This is a genomic window from Alteromonas alvinellae (genome assembly GCF_902705805.1).
The window spans coordinates 24,109-43,104 of record NZ_CACSIH010000025.1 but is presented as its reverse complement, the minus strand read 5'-3'; the positions used below and the strand labels follow the sequence as shown (position 1 = coordinate 43,104).

Sequence of the window (18,996 nt, the reverse complement as noted above, 5' to 3'; positions counted from 1 at the left end):
AACCATCGGTTTTGGAGACCGCTGTTCTACCAATTCGAACTACACCCCTAGCGCGCTGTGCATTATACGGATGACATTAAAAAGGTAAAGCCTTTTTATCACTACCATGCACTGCATGCTTAATTAACACGCAATGCGCTGTTTTTTCAATCGAATAACACCAAATAGGCTTTATCCATCACCTGTGTTTTGTCTTATTGCTCGCTTTTAAACCGACTTCTATGCAGCGTCACTTTTAAATGCGGAGCAGTTTATGCCAATTAGACCTTATTGGCGTTAAGCGCAGCAAACCACAGGTCATTAGTGATAGCGACAATCTCGGTGTGCAGATCAAATTTCGCTATCGCGTCGTGCTCATCGATATTCATTAGCTTGGCGTAATGCTTAACGAGCTCTCTACTTTCATTGATTTCAAGTTTATTGATAAGGCAGCAACTTGCTAAATCGAAGTAGCGGTTTCCCATGGCGGCATATTCCCAATCAATAATCTTGAGTGAGTTATCTGCGCTCAGTAATAAGTGATTAGTTAGCAAGTCATTATGACATAACACATAGTCGTCATCGTCTTGTTCACTTTTTATTACTTGTTTCCGCAATGATTGGGCTTTTAGATAAAGCTCACTGCTCATATCGAGCTGTGCAACATTAATATAATGCTGCCATCTTGATGCTAAATCTAATGGCCTAGCGGTAATGGGCAAAGAATGAATACGAGCGAGGGTGTTGGCCAGCTCAAGCATTGAAAGCGTCGCACTTTCACTGTGCTCTAGCCACTGCTCAACCCAGATGGTTTCATCATCGCTTAACCATATAGGTTGCGGCGCTACTCCCAACCTATAAAGCTGTTGCTGCAAAGCAAATTGGTGAGCACGATTAACCCCACTAAAGTCATCATCGCCCATCCATTTCACCGCTAAGTCGACAGGGTTATGATCCGACTTTGGTTGCCCACTACTTTGAAGGTTATTTGCAATCAAGGGTAACTGACTATCTGCGAGCTCTTGAACGCGGTAAACGTGATTTACCGCTCCAGCAGGGTGTGACGAAATTTTCGCACTGTCGCTAAGATTAAGCGCCTTTTGCAGCGTGGCGATGATATCCAACCTGTTCACCTTGTTTTTTATATTGTACTAGCCACTGGTAATACCCAAATACCGCAAAACCAACATAGCCTAAGAACAGGCAAGCAGATAATGCATAACCCACTTGCAGGTATAAATAGGCGGACGCTAAATTGATGAAAAACCAATAAACCCAGTTTTGCAGGATTTTATGCGCCACCATAAATGTTGTGACTACACTCAATAAATTAATGCTCGCATCTAATAGTAGGTACTCACTATTGAACTGTGAGCTTGCCACCTCAGACAGAACCCAAGCGAGTAATAACATACTCGGCACAATGAGCAAATGAGCCCAGAGAGGCCAATGAAGCACTGGCTTAACATCGCCGTCTTCCGCCCCTTTCGACCACTGATAATAACCGTATCCCGCCATTATCATATAAAAGAAGTTAAGCGCAGACTGAAATGGCAAAGTCACCTGCCAAAATAGCCAGGTGTAAATTGCGGTACTCACAAAAGCGCACAGCCAACACCAGCTGTTCTGTTTTGCGGCTAACAGCACATAGGCAATAGCGAGGACAACCGCTACCCACTCTAAAAGCGAAGTAGCGGCAATTTGTGAGGTAAACTCAGAAAAAAAGTTAGCCATTAAGATGATTTTCTAGATTGCATGGCATCAAAGTTTAAAAACTTAGCAACGAAAATAGCCTGCCCCACTTCTTCATGGGTCCTTTGCATTTCTTCGCCAAGTACTTTCATAACCACACCATAGTCACCTGTAACCTGCGTGCTGGTTGAGCTTGTTGAAACTGTAATATCACTGTAGCTATTTAACCTATCAATGAAATCTTGAATAGGTGGAATGTATTCGTTAACCAATGGGTACAACGACAGTTCAACCATAACTTGCATGTCTGTTTCCTTTTATTTTAAAACGCGTACTTAACAGTAACGCCAAACTGACGACCGTTACCTATTTGGTAATATGGCTCATCGAAGGCATACTCATCGCGAGGGTCGTTGCTGAAACCACCGAATCCACGGGTGTAGTACTCACGATCAAAAGCATTTTGTACCCACAGTGATGTCTGCCAATCACCGTGTAGCACCACAATCTCCGAATTAACCAGCGTAGTACTTGGCGAGGTTACATCATGGCCGTCAGAAAAACGGTATTCGCTTTTGTAATCTACATCTACACGCCAGAGCATGTTATCTGTAAGTGCGTACTCACTATACAGGTTTGCGGTCCACTTAGGTGATTGAGCCTGTCTTTGCTCAGACACTTCAGTACCGTCTGCAAGCGTATACCCTTCAAAGGTAGCGCTTAGATATCCAACACTTGCATCTAGCTGCCATGCATCACTAGCAATCCAGCTAAGCTCCAGCTCGGCTCCTTTGTTTGTACCTAAATCAGCATTATCAATAATATCTACGAACCCTGCCGTACCGTCATCACGAGTGATAACGTCAAAATCGCTCACCTGAGTATCTTTTCTTTCCATATAGAAAATTGCAGCGCGAGCAATTAGGTCAGGCGTAAGTAATGGGCCCTTAACGCCTACTTCGTAGTTCCAGTTATACTCTTCGTCGAAGAATCGCTGATCGTCATTCACGCGGCTGTCGGGGTTAAAGCCTGCACCTTTATAGCCACGCGAGATACTGCCGTAATAGAAGTGCTCGCCTTGTGTATACTGAAGCGCTACTTTCCCGCCGACCATGGTGGTATCAAAGGCCCGTGTAAGCTGATTATTATCGGCGTAATCAAAGTCATAGTTTTCGACTCTTAACCCTGCTACAAGTACTAAATTTTCGTTCAATCGACTTTCAGTCTGAGCATAGATAGCGGTCGTCGTAGGCGTGTATTCACTGGCAAAGTCACTATCCAAATAAGTGTACTGACGTAGCAGCTTTTCTTCCGTGTTTTTATAAAATACGCCTATTGTCCAGTCGGTCATACCATCAAAAAGTGCAGCACTGTCAGACGACACAAAACGCAACTCACCGGTTTGCGTTTCAACATCGCGGTAGTACGCATCAAACGATGTGTAACCCCATGGGTGAAAACCGGTAAATGTCCAATCTTCATCGTATCCATAGGCAATATTATGAGAAGCATGGGTGGCTATAAGAATAAGGTCACCCGCTGCAGTACTTGTTGTTGAGCGTGCGCTTACAGCGTGGGTTTGATGCTCGTCAAATCCTGGCTCGTCAGATAGTGTTTTGTTGTCGTTGTCCAGCGAGAACGCATCGTAGCCATTATCAATGTCATACCAGCGATAAGTAAGTGCAAGTGTGGTTCTTTCATCTACGCTGCCTTCTACAGCAAAGCGCAACGCGGTCTCATCAATATTATTGGTGTCGCTTCTATCTAAAAAGGTGTTTTCTACAAAGCCATCGCTACGGTTATGCACAAGTGCAACGCGATATCCCCAGTCGGAATTGATATCGTCACCCGTTGCTCCCTCGATGCGGTAACTATCTTTGTTACCAATGCGGGCTTCGACGTAGTCTGGCGCCTCGCCGCCTACGTTATTACTGGAAAGCTTAACCGCACCGGCCAGTGCACCTGTACCATATAAGGTAGCCTGAGGTCCGCGATAGACCTCTAGCTGCTTGGTATCAAAAATGAGACCTGCTGCAGCAAGACCTGAAAAATCAAATTCATCGACGATAAAGCTTACCGAAGGGTTGATTGGCTCGGCGAATTGGCTACGCTCACCAATACCGCGAATTTGAACGAAGCGGCCACGGGACGCACCAGCGGCAAAGTTCACGTTTGGAATGCTGTTTAGCACGCTGTCGATATGAGCAGGCTGTCTGCTGCGAAGACGTGCTTGGTCTAAAATCGTCGCGCTAGCACTTAGCTGGTCAAGTGTTGTTTGTCGAAAGTCACCAGATACAACGACCCGTTCAATGTCAGGAGGCGTGTTTTTTGACGTGTCGTTCACTGCAGATTCTTGTGCATAGGCTGCAACAGAACACGCAAGCAATGATAGTGTGAAAAGTGTTTTATACATGGGATCTCTTGTTCTTATTGAAGAAAAAAGATCCGGGTCTAACGGCAGGTGATAAGGCTATATTGTGAACCATCCCTACGCCGGTATTATCCGGATCAGGTTTAAGGGTTCCCACGAAAGTGGATCTCAGACCGAAAGCGGACACCCCTTGGTATAGTGTTGCGTAGCTATAACTAGCAAACCCAACATCTGCGACGGAGTCTACCAGTTCGATACACGCCGTCAAGCAGATAACACATTAAGCTAAGGTCATAAACTTTATATGATATAAAGCATTGAGGTTTATAGACTATTCAGCTTCAGTATTCATATTTAGGCGACGTACTTCGTCATCTGTCTGGGCCTTTAACCCTTCTAGCGTTTTGCCGTGTGCTGTTGGTTGGCGAGTATCTGGGTCAACCTTGACGAAAACGATGTCATCTGCAAAACAAATGGTTTTCTTGGTGGCCTTGTTGCGTACCAGGCAGCTTACGGTAATTGAAGAACGACCCACAGCCTTAGTTTCCAAGCCAAACTCTACAATATCACCCTGCATTGCAGGTGATTCAAAGCTAATTTCACCAATATGCTTCGTAACCAAACAATTTGTTTCTAACTGACAAATAGCCCAAATGGCAGCTTCTTCGTCTATCCATTCTAACGCGCGGCCACCGAACAAAGAATTGGCGTAATTAAGGTCGTTTGGCATAACTAAACGCCGAGAAAGAAAGCGCATTCGAATTCCTCATAATAAATCGCTACTATAGCGTTAGATTATACCGAAAAAACTGATTCATGGCGCTAACTCAATTACGCGAATGGCTATTAGCCCCTTATTGTAAAGATGGCTCAAACGTCACTCCCCCGCTCCACCGAAAAATGCTTGTTGTCTCTGGCGGAAATGCTTTCTGTAATGCCGCACTCTGCAGCATACACTCGTTAACGGATGACGTTTCATCTATCAGCATTGCAAGTTTTACTGGCAACACGCTGAAAGGAAAAAAGCGCAAACAGGTATTAGGTAGCGAATACGACATGGCTATCTTGGACTGCCGCGATACTTTCAAGCCAGGAGATATGATGGCTGTAGCAGGCACTGTTAAACGCAAAGGTTGCTTAGTAATTGTGTGCCCAAATTTTAGTGAATGGGTCGAGAATGTTTCTGTGCCGTTTATTTCAGAAGGTTTTACGCTTTCTCGCAGCCGATACCTCGCTCGCTTTATTGAACGCCTTCGGAATAGTGCTTATGTAGCCTTTCATACAGAAACTAAGACAATTCTGCCAGATATAGAAAGGTATCGCGTAGAGCAAATATCTAAGCAACACGCTTTTGAAAGTGCGCTGTTTAAAACGCAAGAACAACAAGATGCCTATGAACGTTTGTATCAGGCATTCTCAGTAAACCAATTAAATGCTCTCGTCACTGCTCCAAGGGGACGAGGCAAATCTTCTCTATTAGGTATATTCATTGATAGCTTGATCAGCGAAGGGAAAAACGTGCTGCTTACTAGCGAGCAAGTGAGTAACGTTACTAACCTAATGTCGCGTATTAATAAGCACAAGGGTTCAATGCCCTCCTCGCTTTCATCATCTTATGGCTCCTCTGATGATAAAGACCAGATGCCAGTTAATCACAAAATAACACCTTTAGGTTCGGTTAAATGGGTGCCCCCTGACAGTGAGCTTCTCTATGGCAGCTGTCCTTCTTCTGGTTGCAATAACAACACCCGTTTCGATCTTGTTGTGGTTGATGAGGCGGCGTCCTTACCATTACCTGTTGTGGCACGTATATTGGCCCATAACCCACAGTGGGTATTAAGTACTACGCTTCAAGGTTACGAAGGCTCGGGAAATGGTTTCATTCACAAGCTCATACCTAACTTACCCAACACTGTTGAACATCTAAGTTTGTCAACGCCACTGCGTTGGTTTGATAAAGATCCTGTTGAGAGGTTCTTAAATCACACCTGTTTGTTTGAAGAATATTCCGAGAAAGATACCCCGTGTCTTTCCCCCCCTGAAAACCGAACTAATAACATCGCTCATATAGAACAAGAAGACAGTGCATTGTTAATGAAGGTATGTAGTTTCAATATTTGTTCATTTGAAAATATAGCTGAACACATGCTTCAACAAGTGATGTCACTTCTTGCGCTTGCACATTACCAAACAACACCTGACGATTTCATGCGTTTATTAGACAGCCCTGACGTGCTTGTTGCCACACTTAAAACAGAAAGGTTAGTGCTTGCTGCGGCGATAATTAATATTGAGGGAGGCAACAGCTTGGGCGCTTTATCCTGTGAGATTGCGTCGGGGCGCCGCCGTCCTCAAGGTCACCTAGGTGCACAGCGGTTAACATTGCTGTCGGCAGACCCTGAAGCCGCAACGTTTAATTACTGGAGAATTAACCGTATAGCAGTGCAGCCAAAGCTTCAAGCCAGAGGGGTTGGTAGCTACCTTATTCAAAAATTGATTGAAACAACGCATGGTCAAGCCATTGATGCTATGTGCACGTCTTACGGGACAACAGCTAAACTCGACAAGTTTTGGTCTAACAATGGTTTTCAAATTGTTGATTATGGTAGAAGACCAAATAAAGCCAGTGGAGAAACCAGTGCTTTAGCTATCTTACCCAAAACCTCTAATGCAAAAGCTATGGTTGCAAGGCTTATCGCGTTGAAAACTAGCCTTAACAGTGCAGCAATGCTAAATGAACTTCCCCACTCTGTTCTCTCAACCTATGTAAACAAGCTTGTTCACTTTACTCAAGGAACACGCCCACTAGATGATGTGTGGCCCATTTTAAATAAGTTAGCTTGCGAAATACAAACGAAGAGCAACATGAATGAACATAAGTCGCGTCTTAATAGCGAAGGACAGAAATACGATAGCTTGGCTCTAGAGCGCGCAGAATTACTTGCTCTACTCAATAAACTAGTTAGCATCATAGAATCAAAGGGTTACTTGAAAGCACTCTTTACAAGTTCTGATGGAGAAATAGGGTGTATCAAGGCGTTATTAATAAATCACAATATAAAAGTAAATGGATTGAAAGAACTCACCTCCTTAATTAGAACGACTGTCCACCCCGCTTTCGACTCAATAAATCGATTTATATAACGCTATTCAAAAAGATCTGAATACTTCTACTGTTCGTTGAAAAACGAATTGATACTTTTTTTACTTCATCTTTGGGGCAAACAAGCCTTAGCTAAGGACAAAAAAAAGCCTCCCAAGGGAGGCTTTTATAGCTAATTCCGGATATTAAATATTAATACCGCGGTTTTTCGCTTTTTCCTTTATGTAAGGTTCCCACGCTGCCGCATTACGACGTAGTGAGCGATCTTTTTTAGCTTCTTGAACGTGCTTGTACGCAGCTCGATAATCACCAGCATAAAAGTTCGCTTCCATAAGCGTAAAGTGCACTTTTTCCGGGTTTTCGATACCGCGCTCAAGAGCATTCTCAAGAGCTTTAACCGCTCCTTTGTAATCTTCAGCGATAAGCAACAAGGTACCTTGCTTGCGATAATATTCTGGATCAGAAGTCTCTGCTGCGGCTTTCGCATATAACTTAGCTGCAGTTTTGAAATCTTTAGCAGCGTGATAAGCATTCGCTATACTAGCCGTTAACTCAGCGTCTTCTTCAAGTACACCAGCTTTGATGAACTTTTCCAAAGTCTTCGCACCGCGGTACGGCATACCATTACTTTGATAGAGCTGAGCTAGCGCTTTAGCTTCACTTTCTTTCTTCAAGAAACCTTGCATATCTGCAAGTTCGAAAGAAGATAATGCCTTCTTATACTCTTCGACCTGTAAGTAGAACATACCTAACTGAGTCCACCACCGTGGCTCTTCAGGGAATTTACGAACAAGTTCTTCTGCAACAAGAACCGTCTGGTCATACATCTTACGCTCGTAATAAGAGGTAAGTTTCAAAACATACGGGTTCTTGTTCGGCTCTTCGTATAAAGCAATAGCTTTATCTGCTGGCTCAATCATTTTATCTAATTGCTTAGATTCATAATAAGCCTGAGTCAAGCGAGTATAAACGTCGGCATCTTCTTTACATGTGAAGTCCATCCAGCTGTTATACCATTTTACAGCGTCGGTATATTTTTCTTCCTGCATGCTCAAGTCACCTAAAAGCTTAAGTGTTTGAGCGTGCTCTAGGTCGTTTAGTACCTTGGTTTTAACAGAATCGACAAGGTAGTTATAAGCCTTTCCACCTTGGCCTTCCTGCGCTGCAAGTAGGTTACCAATGAAGCGATTAACGTACGCCTTATCAAAATCATCGGAAGGGTCGATTTCATAAAGAACGTTTAACGCTTCATCTACCAGGTCTTCATTGTAAAATTCGAAAGCTTTTTGAACTTTCTTACCGGTACGCTCACCTACAAGCGTTGTTTTTCCTTTCTCATAGCCAGGACAAACAACAGGTGATGTCTGCGCTAGGGCAGCGGGTGCTGAAAGCACCGCACCTGCGCCAAGCACTAAAGCAACGGCTGACATTTTGAATGTACGTTTCATCATGATCATTGCTCCAGTTTAAAGTCTAGCTGTACGAACATGCCAGGTTGTTTAACCGGCTTGCCATCAACGATCTTAGGCTTGTATTTCCACTTACGTAGAGCACGACGTGCTTCACGGTCGAATACGCGCTTAGGTTCAGCTTCGATAACTTCGATATCTTCGACACCACCAACTTCGTTGATAGTGAAAGACAGTCTCACCCAACCTTCGCGGCCGTCTCGGGCTGCATCAGGTGGATATTTCGGGTCGATACGAACGATAGGTGTTGCTTCACCATCACGCTGCATTGCACCAACACCACCGATGTTTACACCAACACCACCTGTGTCGATAGCTGGAATAGCTAAGCTAAAGCCATCTGCATCAGGTTCCGCGGCTTCAGGCTCTACTTGCTCCATTTTTGGAGGCTGTGGAGGCGGTGGCGGCGGTGGTGGTGGAACACGAGTACGCGTTTGCGTCTGGTCGTCTGGTTCCTGCATTACAATATCGATCACCGGTGCAGGCGGTACTTCGTCTGCTGGTCTAGATGAATTTTCAATCAACTTGGCCATTAGAACGAAAAGGGCAAATGCAACCGCAGCACCTAATACAATAGATACAAGTATACGTAACATCTTATCCCCTTGCCGCTACCGAAACTCGGTTAACGCCAGCGGCTTTAACCTGATCCATAATTTCAACTACTAAACCATGTTTCGCTTTTATATCAGCTTGAATGATTACGTAGTCAGTTGGCTGCTCGGTAAGCAGTCTTTCAATATTCGCTCTCACGCTGTCCGGCGCTACTTCACGCTTGTCTAGCCATACATTTCCGTCTTCCGTTACGGCGATGAAAATGTTTGCATTTTTGTGAAGAATCGCCTGGCTCGCATCTGGCTTGTTGACTTCGATCCCTGCTTCTTTAACGAAAACAGTGGTAACGATAAAGAAGATCAGCATGATAAACACGATATCCAACATGGGTGTCATGTCGATCTGTGCATCTTCTTCCTCGGTTCTGACTTTTCGAGCCATAATCTCTCTCTCTAATGATGTGGCAGGCTATCAACTAGCCCTTCTCTTGCCAGCTTCACTTTCGCTTCAAGACGTGAACTGATAAACAGCCCAGATAGCGCGGCTACCATTCCCGCCATTGTCGGAATAGTTGCCATAGAGATACCAGCTGCCATAAGACGTGCGTTGCTGGTGCCCTGTGTTGCCATTGTCTCGAAAACACTGATCATACCGGTTACTGTTCCAAGTAGACCGATTAGTGGACACATTGCAATAATGGTTCTGATAATCAGCATTCTAGCGTTTAGATCGTCTGACGCTTGAGAAATCCACGCGTCACGGATTCTATGCGCATACCATGATGTGGTATCTGCTCGGGCATCCCAATTCGCGATGATGTTTTTCTTCACCTTAGGGAAGACCGAAGTTAAATACCAGTAACGCTCAATCATTAAAACCCACATGAGAAAGAGCGCGGCAGCAACGAAATATAGTACGTCACCGCCGGTAGCGATAAAGTCCCTGACCGATTCGAATAATCCAATCAGGTAATTCATATTACGCTTTCTCCGACTCTGTGTGAGCAGCTACGATACCCGCAGTTTGCTCATCAAGAATGTGGATGATTGACTTGCTACGAGAAGCTACGATGCTATGAGTAAGGATTAGAGGCAGAGCCGCAATAATACCTTGAGCAGTAGTTACAAGAGCCATCGAGATACTTCCTGCCATCATACGTGGGTCACCAGTACCGAATAGTGTGATGGTTTGGAACGTCTCGATCATACCAAGTACTGTACCTAGTAGACCTAGTAGAGGTGCAATCGCTGCGAAAATCTTGATTACATTGATGCCGCTTTCAATTTTTGGAAGCTCGCGAAGAATCGCTTCATCAAGTTTAAGCTCAAGGTTTTCTGCATCAGCAGTTTTGTTCTCTTGGTACACTTTAAGAATACGACCTAATGGGTTGCCTTCAGAAGGACTGTTAACGTTCTTAAGCTGTGAACGCATTTTACCACCAGTGATCGTAAGCGTGATCATTTTGTAAACACCAATTAGTAGACCAATCGCTAGCATAAGCGTGATTGTGTAACCAACAGGGCCACCTGCGTGATAACGCTCAGACATCGTCGCTTTCTGCTTCAATAGACCAAGGATTGCACCTTGAGAAGGGTCAGCAAAGAAAGGAACAATACCAGAAGTAGCGTCAATTAGATCGTTAGCAGAAGCTACGAAGTGACCATCTGGTTGACGACCAAGAGGCTGAACAACTTCAGCTTCAGCGTCATACGCTAGGTAGCCTGCTTCACCAACAAGGTTGAAAGTACCAACACGTACAACTTCTTGTTGTGAAGAACCACCGTCAAGATTAACTACTTCAGTGGTAAACTTAACTACTTCACCGCCTTCAGTCATTTCTTTTTGAAGTGCAAACCATAGGTCTTCTAGTTCTTTAATGTTTGGAAGACCTTTAGAGTCTTCTGACATTTCAGCAAGGAACTGACCACGGCCTGGGAATTGTGCACTTACGATTGATGTAGAGATACGGCCGTAAGCTTCAGAAGATGCTTGACGTACCACACCGAACATTTCACCAAGTGTACCTGTCGCTTGGTCTAGCTCAGCTGCTTTTTCGTTTAAGGTAACTTCGTTGTCAGAGAATTGCTTCTGTAGACGGTCACCACGAGCTTGTTCAGCTTTAAGGTCTGATTGTGCTTTGCGAAGTAGTGCTTGTTTGTCAGCACGTGCTGATTGGAATTCAGCTTCGCGTTGCTTGTCTAGGCGAGCTTCAGAAACGCGGTTCTGTTGAACCTGGTCTAGAAGATCTTTCAGGCTCTTTGCTTCCTGAGCCTGCGCTCCGGTTGCTGCAACTGCAACTGTCGCAGCGGCTAAAAGAGATTTGAATACTGGTTTCATTAACAATTACTCCGCTGCGCTAATTGGTAGTTTAATCAGATCCGCAGGAATGACGTTGTTAGCCATTTTAACTGCGTCAACAACTGAAGACAGATACTCGTCACCCAGTTTTTCCCATGCGCGGCTTTCGTTGTTCCATACCCACGCGTGAGTTTGGTCAAGAGAAAGTGCAACTAGCGCCGTACGACCAAGGTTAAAGAAGTCAACAGTAACTTCTGTGCCTGCGTCGTCGATAGTACCTTGGTAAGAGTTGATTTTCGTACCGTATTCAACTTCTACTAGGTAAGCTTCTAGTACCTGACGGAACTGCTCAGAAACAGTAACGTTAGAGTTAGCCATTAGATCGCGAAGACGCTCAACGCGCTGAAGACGCTCGTCTAAGTGAATTGGACGATCTAGCTTGATGAACTGCTCTAGGCTGTCAATCATGCGGAACATAAGAGGAACGATGCCCTGTTTAGTTTGTTCGATGCTGTCGATTTGACGCTGTAGAGAGTCGATTCCACGCTGCTGATCTGCAACAAGGCTAGCGATGTAATCATTGTAGATTTTAAGGTTTTCTGTCTCATCTACTGTTTGACGATACTCAACAAGTAGTTCTTGAGACTGTTCAAACAACGTGTTGATTTTTTCTTGAGATTTCGCTGCAGCCGCGTGGATTTTCGCTTCTTCTTTATGAAGATCTTCAAGCGTATCTGCAGAGACTGCACTACCTGTTAGTGCGAATGCACCCATAACAGTAGAAGCAATAAGAGTTCTCTTGCTCATTTTGGACATAGTTCCCAACCAAATTTCTTATTTGAATCCTCGCCGATAAGGAAAATATTCGGGCAAGGGGCGTATAAAACTTTCACAATTTTGTTTCAGGAATGTAGCACTGACGTCAATAGTCAGTACTACGAACGTAGTATACTCACATGGAACGGTGTAATGAGTCAAGTAACGACCTCTTTACATCTACAACTTTCGAGATTGATCGCTTAAATTATATTCATATACTTAAGCGTCCTTTTCTAAATCAATTAAGTCAAGTTGTAGCTTGCCGCTGCGAGAGTTGGTCAAATACCTAGCGAGTTCCAAACCAGCCAGTTAATGCGTATCGCGGTTTTTTAGCGAAAGGTGTTAAGTACGTGACGCTATGTATATGTTTCACGTCAAACAAACTTAATGTATTGAATGAGGGAGTCCAGCTTTCTAAGGTCTCACCATCTTCTTTGAAAAATTGTAGCAATCCTCCCCAATCAGGATGCCATTCTGGCGACAAATTGAAAACATACGCCAATTTTCTGCCTTCAGATTGAACGTCATCTCTATGCCGAGTTAAGAACTGGCCTGGAATATACTTTGTTGCTTGCATGCTAGCGTAGTTAATATCATTTATTCCTGTAATGTTACTAACTACATCTAACAGCTCTTTACTATTTACAATTTTATAAAAGTTGAGCAGAAATGGGTCTTTTTCTTCGGCTGTTATGTACTTACGCCCGTAAGAGAAACCATTACCCATTGCTGCATTTTCCATTAAATTGAAATATATCTGCTGACGCTGCGTGTCTTCTAACTCAGTCCATTCTTTTTTACTCATCACAGCATTTTTACCATCCACAAACATGGCGGTATCGAATTCAACTCTCTCGTTTAATGCTTGAAATGAAAGTGCAGCAAACTCGAAGTCCAATACTTTGTTAACTCTTACTTTGCCGTCTTTAGCGAAGTTCGATTTAATTTCATCGAAGTTTAAGTCTTTGTTCCAAAAATTTTTCATTGTTGTCTCTTTTTATAATTCAAGAAGATGAGATATCAAATGCTATAGTTAAACGCTTTTCATCAGATTTAAATGGGATGGTACCGTGCCAAAAATAAGAGGGGAAAATGACTAGCTTTCCAACTTCAGGCCGAACAGTGAACTCATGAGTTAGATCAGTTTTAAGTTTAAAATTTGGCGTACCAAAAGACAGATATCCCTCATGTTCTTCATGTGATAATTCAGATGGTATTTCAATATAAAAAACAGCACTTAATCGCCCTTCTGGATGGACATGATTGGTATGGTAGCCTTTATCAGATAGAAAGACGGACCACGCTCCTACGATTGTAAAATCCTTGTTGGGCAACACAACGAACTCATGCAGATCTTCTATTGCTTCAACTTCTGATATGTATTCCCTGACAGAGTTTTCAAAAAAAAGGCGTAATTCTGCTAGGTGCTCATTCTTCGAAGACAAGATATTCCCACGAGTTTGAGTACCACCATTGACCGTCTGTTGAAGAGGTGCCGATTTGGCATTATGCAACTGAGATACATGATCTTTTAACAAGGCAATAAAGTGGCTAGCTGGTTTCCCTCCAACCACGTCAGGTAACTGGAAAGTTCGCACTAACTCTGAATAACGACAGTAACTTTCTCGATGCAGATTGCGCTTTGAAAGTCTCTCTGCCACAGTCAAATAGGCCTTTGCCATTACAGATGAATCGCTTGATTTTGTTAATGGTGGCATAGCATTAAGTACATAGTCTGGCTTATCTACCTGCAATGCGTACTGCGCGGCGTCTAGCATCAAAGCTGAGTCAGTTTTATCCTTTAACAGCTTAAAAGCTTCTTGGTAATTTTCACCGGCATGGTATAGGCGTGCCTTGCATTGTAAATATGCTGTCGACGAACGATCTAAATTAGGGTGACTATTCAATAAAGTTTCAGCTAACTCGACGTTCCCCATTCGCAAATATTGTTCTGCCAATGCAATAAGCATTTCATTGCTAGTATTCCCGCTTTGAATGGCAGACTCAAAAATCGCTAACGATTTATTGATTAAACCAACTTCTGCGTATATAGATGCAAGATTTTTATAGCTGTCGACGTAATAAGGGTTTAACTGGATGGCTCTTTCATATGACTCTATTGCGCTTTCAAGTTTATTCAGGTCTGAATACGCATTGCCTAGGTTATGATACAGCTGAAAATTGTTAAGCCCATTTAATTTAGCTCGCTGTAAAAGGTTTAGCGCCTTTTCAGAATCTTCTAAACGCCTAAAAACTGTCGCTAAATTATGCAGCGCTGTAGTGTTATTCTGGTCCTCTTTGAGAACAGTTTTATAAAGTTCAGCGGCCTTTGTAAGCACTCCTCTACTATCGAATAGCCCTGCGACATGATTGGTTAAAGCAATATTATTTTGAGAGGTTTTTAATTTTTGATACCAACTCTCTAGTTCGATGTCATTACAAACACCGCTAGCGGCTCGAAGAAAGAGCTTTGTTGTTTCGAATGAATTGTTATTAAAAGGTGCTAGACAACGATAGGCGTCTTCATATCTGTTTAGGACTAGAAGACATTTAGCATATTCACATAGTACGGTAATATTGGATTGCGTCTTTTCATATGCATATGTCAAAAGCGACAACGCATTTTCGGCTCTGTTAGTATCGAGAAGTAATTTTCCGTATAGATAATTTAAGTTTATATCAGAAGCATTCTTATCAAACAGTGATTTATAACCTGCCTCAGCCTCTTTCAAATGGCCTTTCTGATGAAGACTCATTATGCTTTCAAGCTTTCTCATTATTCACTCTTTTATTAAATCTCAAATCCCATGCTACTGGTAATTCTTTATTTTTGAGTAAAAACGGGCGAACACCCCAGCTATCTGAATATTTTCCACTGGTTATCTGTTTTATGTCAGAAGTTGATAACGCAACATCACAAATAGCAGATACGCGACGATAGATCGTTCCTAACTGCTGCTCAAAGCCCTTTATCCATGCCAATATATCAGAATGGGCATATTGTTTGTAAGATAGAAATAACTGCTTAATTCCATTGACGAAATGAAGGCTTCCCGCACACCACTTGTTGTCCAATGTTGATAGATGAGATAGATATTGTTTAGCTCGTTTTTCATAAGCGTTTGGGTCAGTCGCGACCAGATTAGCTATCTGTAATGCATTTTCAAAGGCATGAATTTCAAATAAGCTCTCCATCCCCTCTTTTTCACGCTTATATCGAGAATATATGTGTCCGTCTTTGTAGTGACAAAGTGCAATGAATTTCGAGCCTTCTTTCATCATCGTTGGCATGTTTTTAATTGCGTCGACACCTAAATACTCAATACCGAACTGACTTAAAATAAAATCAAACTCGAGCAGTTTTTCTTTGGGAAGATTGGACGTCTTATTCAAAATAACCTGGGCATCAGGAACATTTTTTTTCAAGGAATTTAGTGCATCTGTACTACAATCTAAACCTACTTTGCGATTAAAAGGTTTATCTCCGAAACTTTGAAAAAGAGCACCAGCACCGCAAGCTATATCTATTACGCTCTGCATTTCTGTATCATTTGGTATGTTTTGAGACCAAAACTGCTCAAAATCTGAAATGCTTTTGCCATTGTCTTCAGTGAACAACACTTTGCTATCAGGATTTTCTTTCCAGTACTGATTCCAGTCGTCTATTGTACCCATGATTCTCCTTATAAAGAGCAAAAAAAAAGTGGGCAATGCCCACTTTTTTATAAAGCAATAAGCTATTAGAAGCTAGCTGAGATACCTACGAAGTAAGTTCTACCAAATACATCGTATGTTGCAGGATATGTATTTGACTGCTCAGCATTACCACCGAAGCGAGGCGCTTCACGGTCTGCTAGGTTACGAATACCTGCGTTTAGACGATAGTTTTCGCCAATGTGGTAAGTACCTGACAGATCGAAGTAGCTGAATGAACCAGTGTCTTCTTGGAAGTAAACAGTACCTTCATCATCATCTTCAGTTGCACCGATAAAGCGCCATAGAAGCTGAACGTCAAAGTCGTCCATACCCCAAGCGACTGTCATACGGTGAACGTACTCAGGAGTTGGCTCGCCACAAGTATTACCAAATGTACCCGCACAATCGATAACCTCTGAACCAGCGAATGACTGGAACGAGCTCTCAGTTGTGTAAGTAGCAAGGTAGTTAACACGCATGTCACCGCCCGCTACTTCCATAGCGTAGTCAGCTACGATATCAACACCAGTAAGTTTGATTGAACCTACGTTCTGGCTAAGAATTTCTACGAAATCAATAGAGCCATCTGGGCGACGGTTAACAACATCACAGAATGCAGAACCTACACCACCTAGTTCATTTGACGGGTCATAACACGTAGAAAGAACGTTGTTGGTACCACCACCAAAACCGAATACCGCGTCTTCAATATCAATATCGAAGTAGTCAACAGACACGCTTAGTTCGTCCATTGGCGTAATTACGAAACCAACAGACATTGTGTCAGCTGTTTCTTCTTGAAGATTAGGGTTACCACCACTTACCTGACGAGTCTGGCCAGATACTGCGTCAAGTGTTGGAGTAAACACTGCATCAGCAGGAACGCCTGTCGCTGTACAAATTGCGCGAACTGCATCAGATTGGTTAGACGCTTTTGATGAACATGGATCTTCAGCTGGTGGGAAGCCTTCGTTCTGTGGTGAGAAAAGCTCGCCAATGTTCGGAGCACGTACCGCACGGTTGAAGCTTGAGCGGAAACGAAGAGTGTCGTTAACAGTCCATGAACCCGCAATCTTATAAGCATTTACGCCGCCTACTGTTGACCAATCTGCGTAGCGATATGCTAGCTCTAAATCAACAAGTTCAGCAAACTCAACACCTTCTACAAGAGGTAGATACGCTTCAACAAAATATTCGTTTACATCAAAGGCACCAGCAACTGGACCTGAACCGTTGAATCCAGCAATTGTACCAGCTGCAAGATCCTGCGATGGATCAAAAGAGAAGCTCTCTTCGCGACGCTCAAAACCAAACGCGATTCCGATTGGGCCACCTGGAAGTTCAAAGAAGTCCATTGTGTCGCCGCTGATATTGAAACCGTAAAGTTTCTGTTCGTACTCAGACGTAGAGTTTACGCGAGTGCGAAGGAAGTCTGCAGCATCAGCAGAAATGTTGCCTTCACCAAACAGATTCATAGGTGAACAGCTAACTAGTGAACCATTCGCTGCAGTATTTGCACAGCTTGGGTTTCCGTCTGCGTCTAGGATAACATTTCCAGCTTCATCCGTAGCAAGGATAAGTGCTTGGTCAAAACGTGCACGGTTTACGTTACCTAACTGGATTGAGTTTTGGTTAACGCGTCCAGTTTGGAAGTACGTGTCATATGTCCATGCTGAATCACCGAATGAACCACGAAGGCCAGCAAGCATTGAGAACATAGTGTTGTCGTCTTCAACAATACGAGGACCAACTTCTAGCAAACGACGACGAAGGAACGCAGTACCTGTGTCTGCAATACCATCACCATCAGTATCAACGTCACCACCTACAGCATCAGAAAGAATCTGCTGTGCTGCTGGGTCAATAAATGGGTTGCCGTCAAGCGTAAACGTCGACGTTTGGAAAATAGGTGTAGCTGCTAGCTGCTGAGGAACGTCACTGTTTGCGAAACTACCGCGCATATACACTTCAGTAGTGTCATTGATTTCGAAATGACCCATTGCTGTAATGTTATGACGCTGCTGTGGCAACTGAAGATAGTTTACTGGAGCGAAGTTATAGAAATCATTCTCAGCACCACCCTGTACGAATGGACGGATGCTTCCATCTTGGTTGAAAATGGCGCCACTGTTGAATGATTCTGGCAGACCAGAAGTGAAGATTGACGTACCTGGTACGCCCGATGAACCGAATGGTTCTAGGAACAAACTGCCGTCAGCATTTGCAGCGTCTGTTAGTGCAACGCTAGAGATATCACGAGAGTCAGCAAAAAGCGCTGAACGCTCAGTGTACTGCATACTTACAACAACGTTACCGCGATCATCTGCAAAGTTACCACCTAAAGTAAGTGAGCCGTTCCAAATTTCAGCGTCACCTTCTTCAGTAGTCTCAAAACTTGTATTGAAATCTACGCCTTCAAAGTTCTTTTTAAGCGCAAAGTTAACAACACCCGCTACCGCGTCAGAACCATATACCGCAGATGCACCACCTGTTAGTACTTCTACGTTTTCGATAAGCGCCGCTGGGATTGTGTTGATGTCAACTGTACCACCAGATGTAGTAGGAACAGCGCGAACACCGTCAATAAGAACCAATGTTCTGTTTGTGCCAAGACCACGAAGGTCAACTGTAGCGATACCACCACCTGGGTTGTTAGACGAACGGTCTAGACCTGGAATTGTTTGTGGTAGTGTGTTTAGAAGCGCTTCGGTGTTAACCGAGTTGGTTAATTCAAATTGCTCGATACCAACAGTAGCAACTGGCGCGTTGCTTACGAAGTCAACCTTGCGGATACGAGAACCAACAACCTGCACTTTTTCAACTGCAGCTTCTTCTACCTGTGCATCTTCTTGAGCGTACGCTGGTACGCTAATTCCTGTCGCCGCTACCGCACCGAATGCGCACGCTAGCTTAACTGACTTAGCCAGCTTAGAGTTTGTAAACATGTATTGTCTCCCTGGACCACTAAAACTCTTAGTGTGTGTTTCTTAAATCGTTTATATAACGAATTATTA

At 43.5% G+C, this 18,996-nt stretch carries 16 protein-coding genes, 1 tRNA gene and 1 riboswitch (1 of these 18 only partly in view); of the genes, 1 reads left to right on the top strand and 16 read right to left on the bottom strand.

Annotation, left to right across the window (positions count from 1 at the left end; genetic code table 11):
* From ACX5KA_RS01855 to ACX5KA_RS01830, 6 genes are all read right to left on the bottom strand, one after another.
* A tRNA-Trp gene (locus ACX5KA_RS01855) sits at positions 1-49 on the bottom strand (it extends 28 nt beyond the left edge of the window).
* A 211-nt stretch (positions 50-260) separates the two neighbouring features.
* The gene (locus ACX5KA_RS01850) at positions 261-1,112 is read right to left on the bottom strand and encodes a phosphotransferase (RefSeq protein WP_232306464.1); all 852 of its coding nucleotides are present in this window, start codon (positions 1,110-1,112) and stop codon (positions 261-263) included.
* Entirely contained in the window at positions 1,069-1,713 is a 645-nt protein-coding gene (gene pnuC, locus ACX5KA_RS01845) for a nicotinamide riboside transporter PnuC (RefSeq protein ID WP_049587696.1), read from the bottom strand. Before pnuC ends, ACX5KA_RS01850 begins: the two co-directional genes overlap by 44 nt.
* The gene (locus ACX5KA_RS01840) at positions 1,713-1,976 is read right to left on the bottom strand and encodes a hypothetical protein (RefSeq protein ID WP_014975943.1); all 264 of its coding nucleotides are present in this window, start codon (positions 1,974-1,976) and stop codon (positions 1,713-1,715) included. Before ACX5KA_RS01840 ends, pnuC begins: the two co-directional genes overlap by 1 nt.
* 17 nt (positions 1,977-1,993) lie before the next feature.
* On the bottom strand, positions 1,994-4,084 hold the full coding sequence (locus tag ACX5KA_RS01835) for a TonB-dependent receptor (RefSeq protein ID WP_458730294.1): 2,091 nt from the start codon (positions 4,082-4,084) through the stop codon (positions 1,994-1,996).
* A 55-nt stretch (positions 4,085-4,139) separates the two neighbouring features.
* Positions 4,140-4,243: riboswitch (TPP riboswitch) on the bottom strand.
* A gap of 130 nt (positions 4,244-4,373) precedes the next feature.
* Positions 4,374-4,799, bottom strand: a complete 426-nt coding sequence (locus tag ACX5KA_RS01830; protein ID WP_039222944.1) for an acyl-CoA thioesterase — start codon at positions 4,797-4,799, stop codon at positions 4,374-4,376.
* Between the two features lie 59 nt (positions 4,800-4,858).
* On the opposite strand from ACX5KA_RS01830, the gene ACX5KA_RS01825 reads away from it, so the two are divergent.
* Positions 4,859-7,186 (top strand): GNAT family N-acetyltransferase, encoded by a 2,328-nt coding sequence (locus tag ACX5KA_RS01825; RefSeq protein ID WP_458730293.1) that lies wholly within the window; start codon positions 4,859-4,861, stop codon positions 7,184-7,186.
* A gap of 144 nt (positions 7,187-7,330) precedes the next feature.
* On the opposite strand, the gene ACX5KA_RS01820 is transcribed toward ACX5KA_RS01825, so the two are convergent.
* The 10 genes from ACX5KA_RS01820 to ACX5KA_RS01775 form a co-directional block, all read right to left on the bottom strand.
* Positions 7,331-8,596: a tetratricopeptide repeat protein gene (locus ACX5KA_RS01820; RefSeq protein WP_458730292.1), complete on the bottom strand. Its 1,266-nt coding sequence runs from the start codon at positions 8,594-8,596 to the stop codon at positions 7,331-7,333.
* A 2-nt stretch (positions 8,597-8,598) separates the two neighbouring features.
* Positions 8,599-9,210, bottom strand: a complete 612-nt coding sequence (locus ACX5KA_RS01815) for an energy transducer TonB (protein WP_039222948.1) — start codon at positions 9,208-9,210, stop codon at positions 8,599-8,601.
* A 1-nt stretch (position 9,211) separates the two neighbouring features.
* Positions 9,212-9,610, bottom strand: a complete 399-nt coding sequence (locus tag ACX5KA_RS01810) for an ExbD/TolR family protein (RefSeq protein ID WP_039222950.1) — start codon at positions 9,608-9,610, stop codon at positions 9,212-9,214.
* Positions 9,611-9,621: 11 nt separating this feature from the next.
* Positions 9,622-10,146 (bottom strand): MotA/TolQ/ExbB proton channel family protein, encoded by a 525-nt coding sequence (locus ACX5KA_RS01805; RefSeq protein ID WP_012517736.1) that lies wholly within the window; start codon positions 10,144-10,146, stop codon positions 9,622-9,624.
* A gap of 1 nt (position 10,147) precedes the next feature.
* Positions 10,148-11,506 carry a MotA/TolQ/ExbB proton channel family protein gene (locus ACX5KA_RS01800; protein ID WP_039222954.1) on the bottom strand — a complete coding sequence of 453 codons (1,359 nt, stop codon included), beginning with the start codon at positions 11,504-11,506 and terminating at the stop codon, positions 10,148-10,150.
* A gap of 6 nt (positions 11,507-11,512) precedes the next feature.
* Complete coding sequence (locus tag ACX5KA_RS01795; RefSeq protein WP_014948702.1) at positions 11,513-12,274, bottom strand: DUF3450 domain-containing protein; 762 nt, start codon at positions 12,272-12,274, stop codon at positions 11,513-11,515.
* 298 nt (positions 12,275-12,572) lie between these two features.
* Complete coding sequence (locus ACX5KA_RS01790) at positions 12,573-13,271, bottom strand: 2OG-Fe(II) oxygenase family protein (RefSeq protein WP_039222957.1); 699 nt, start codon at positions 13,269-13,271, stop codon at positions 12,573-12,575.
* A gap of 19 nt (positions 13,272-13,290) precedes the next feature.
* Positions 13,291-15,063 (bottom strand): 2OG-Fe(II) oxygenase family protein, encoded by a 1,773-nt coding sequence (locus tag ACX5KA_RS01785; protein WP_458730291.1) that lies wholly within the window; start codon positions 15,061-15,063, stop codon positions 13,291-13,293.
* Positions 15,050-15,961 (bottom strand): class I SAM-dependent methyltransferase, encoded by a 912-nt coding sequence (locus ACX5KA_RS01780; protein WP_458730290.1) that lies wholly within the window; start codon positions 15,959-15,961, stop codon positions 15,050-15,052. Before ACX5KA_RS01780 ends, ACX5KA_RS01785 begins: the two co-directional genes overlap by 14 nt.
* A gap of 65 nt (positions 15,962-16,026) precedes the next feature.
* Positions 16,027-18,927, bottom strand: a complete 2,901-nt coding sequence (locus tag ACX5KA_RS01775) for a TonB-dependent receptor domain-containing protein (RefSeq protein ID WP_039222962.1) — start codon at positions 18,925-18,927, stop codon at positions 16,027-16,029.
* Between the last annotated feature and the right edge of the window lie 69 nt (positions 18,928-18,996).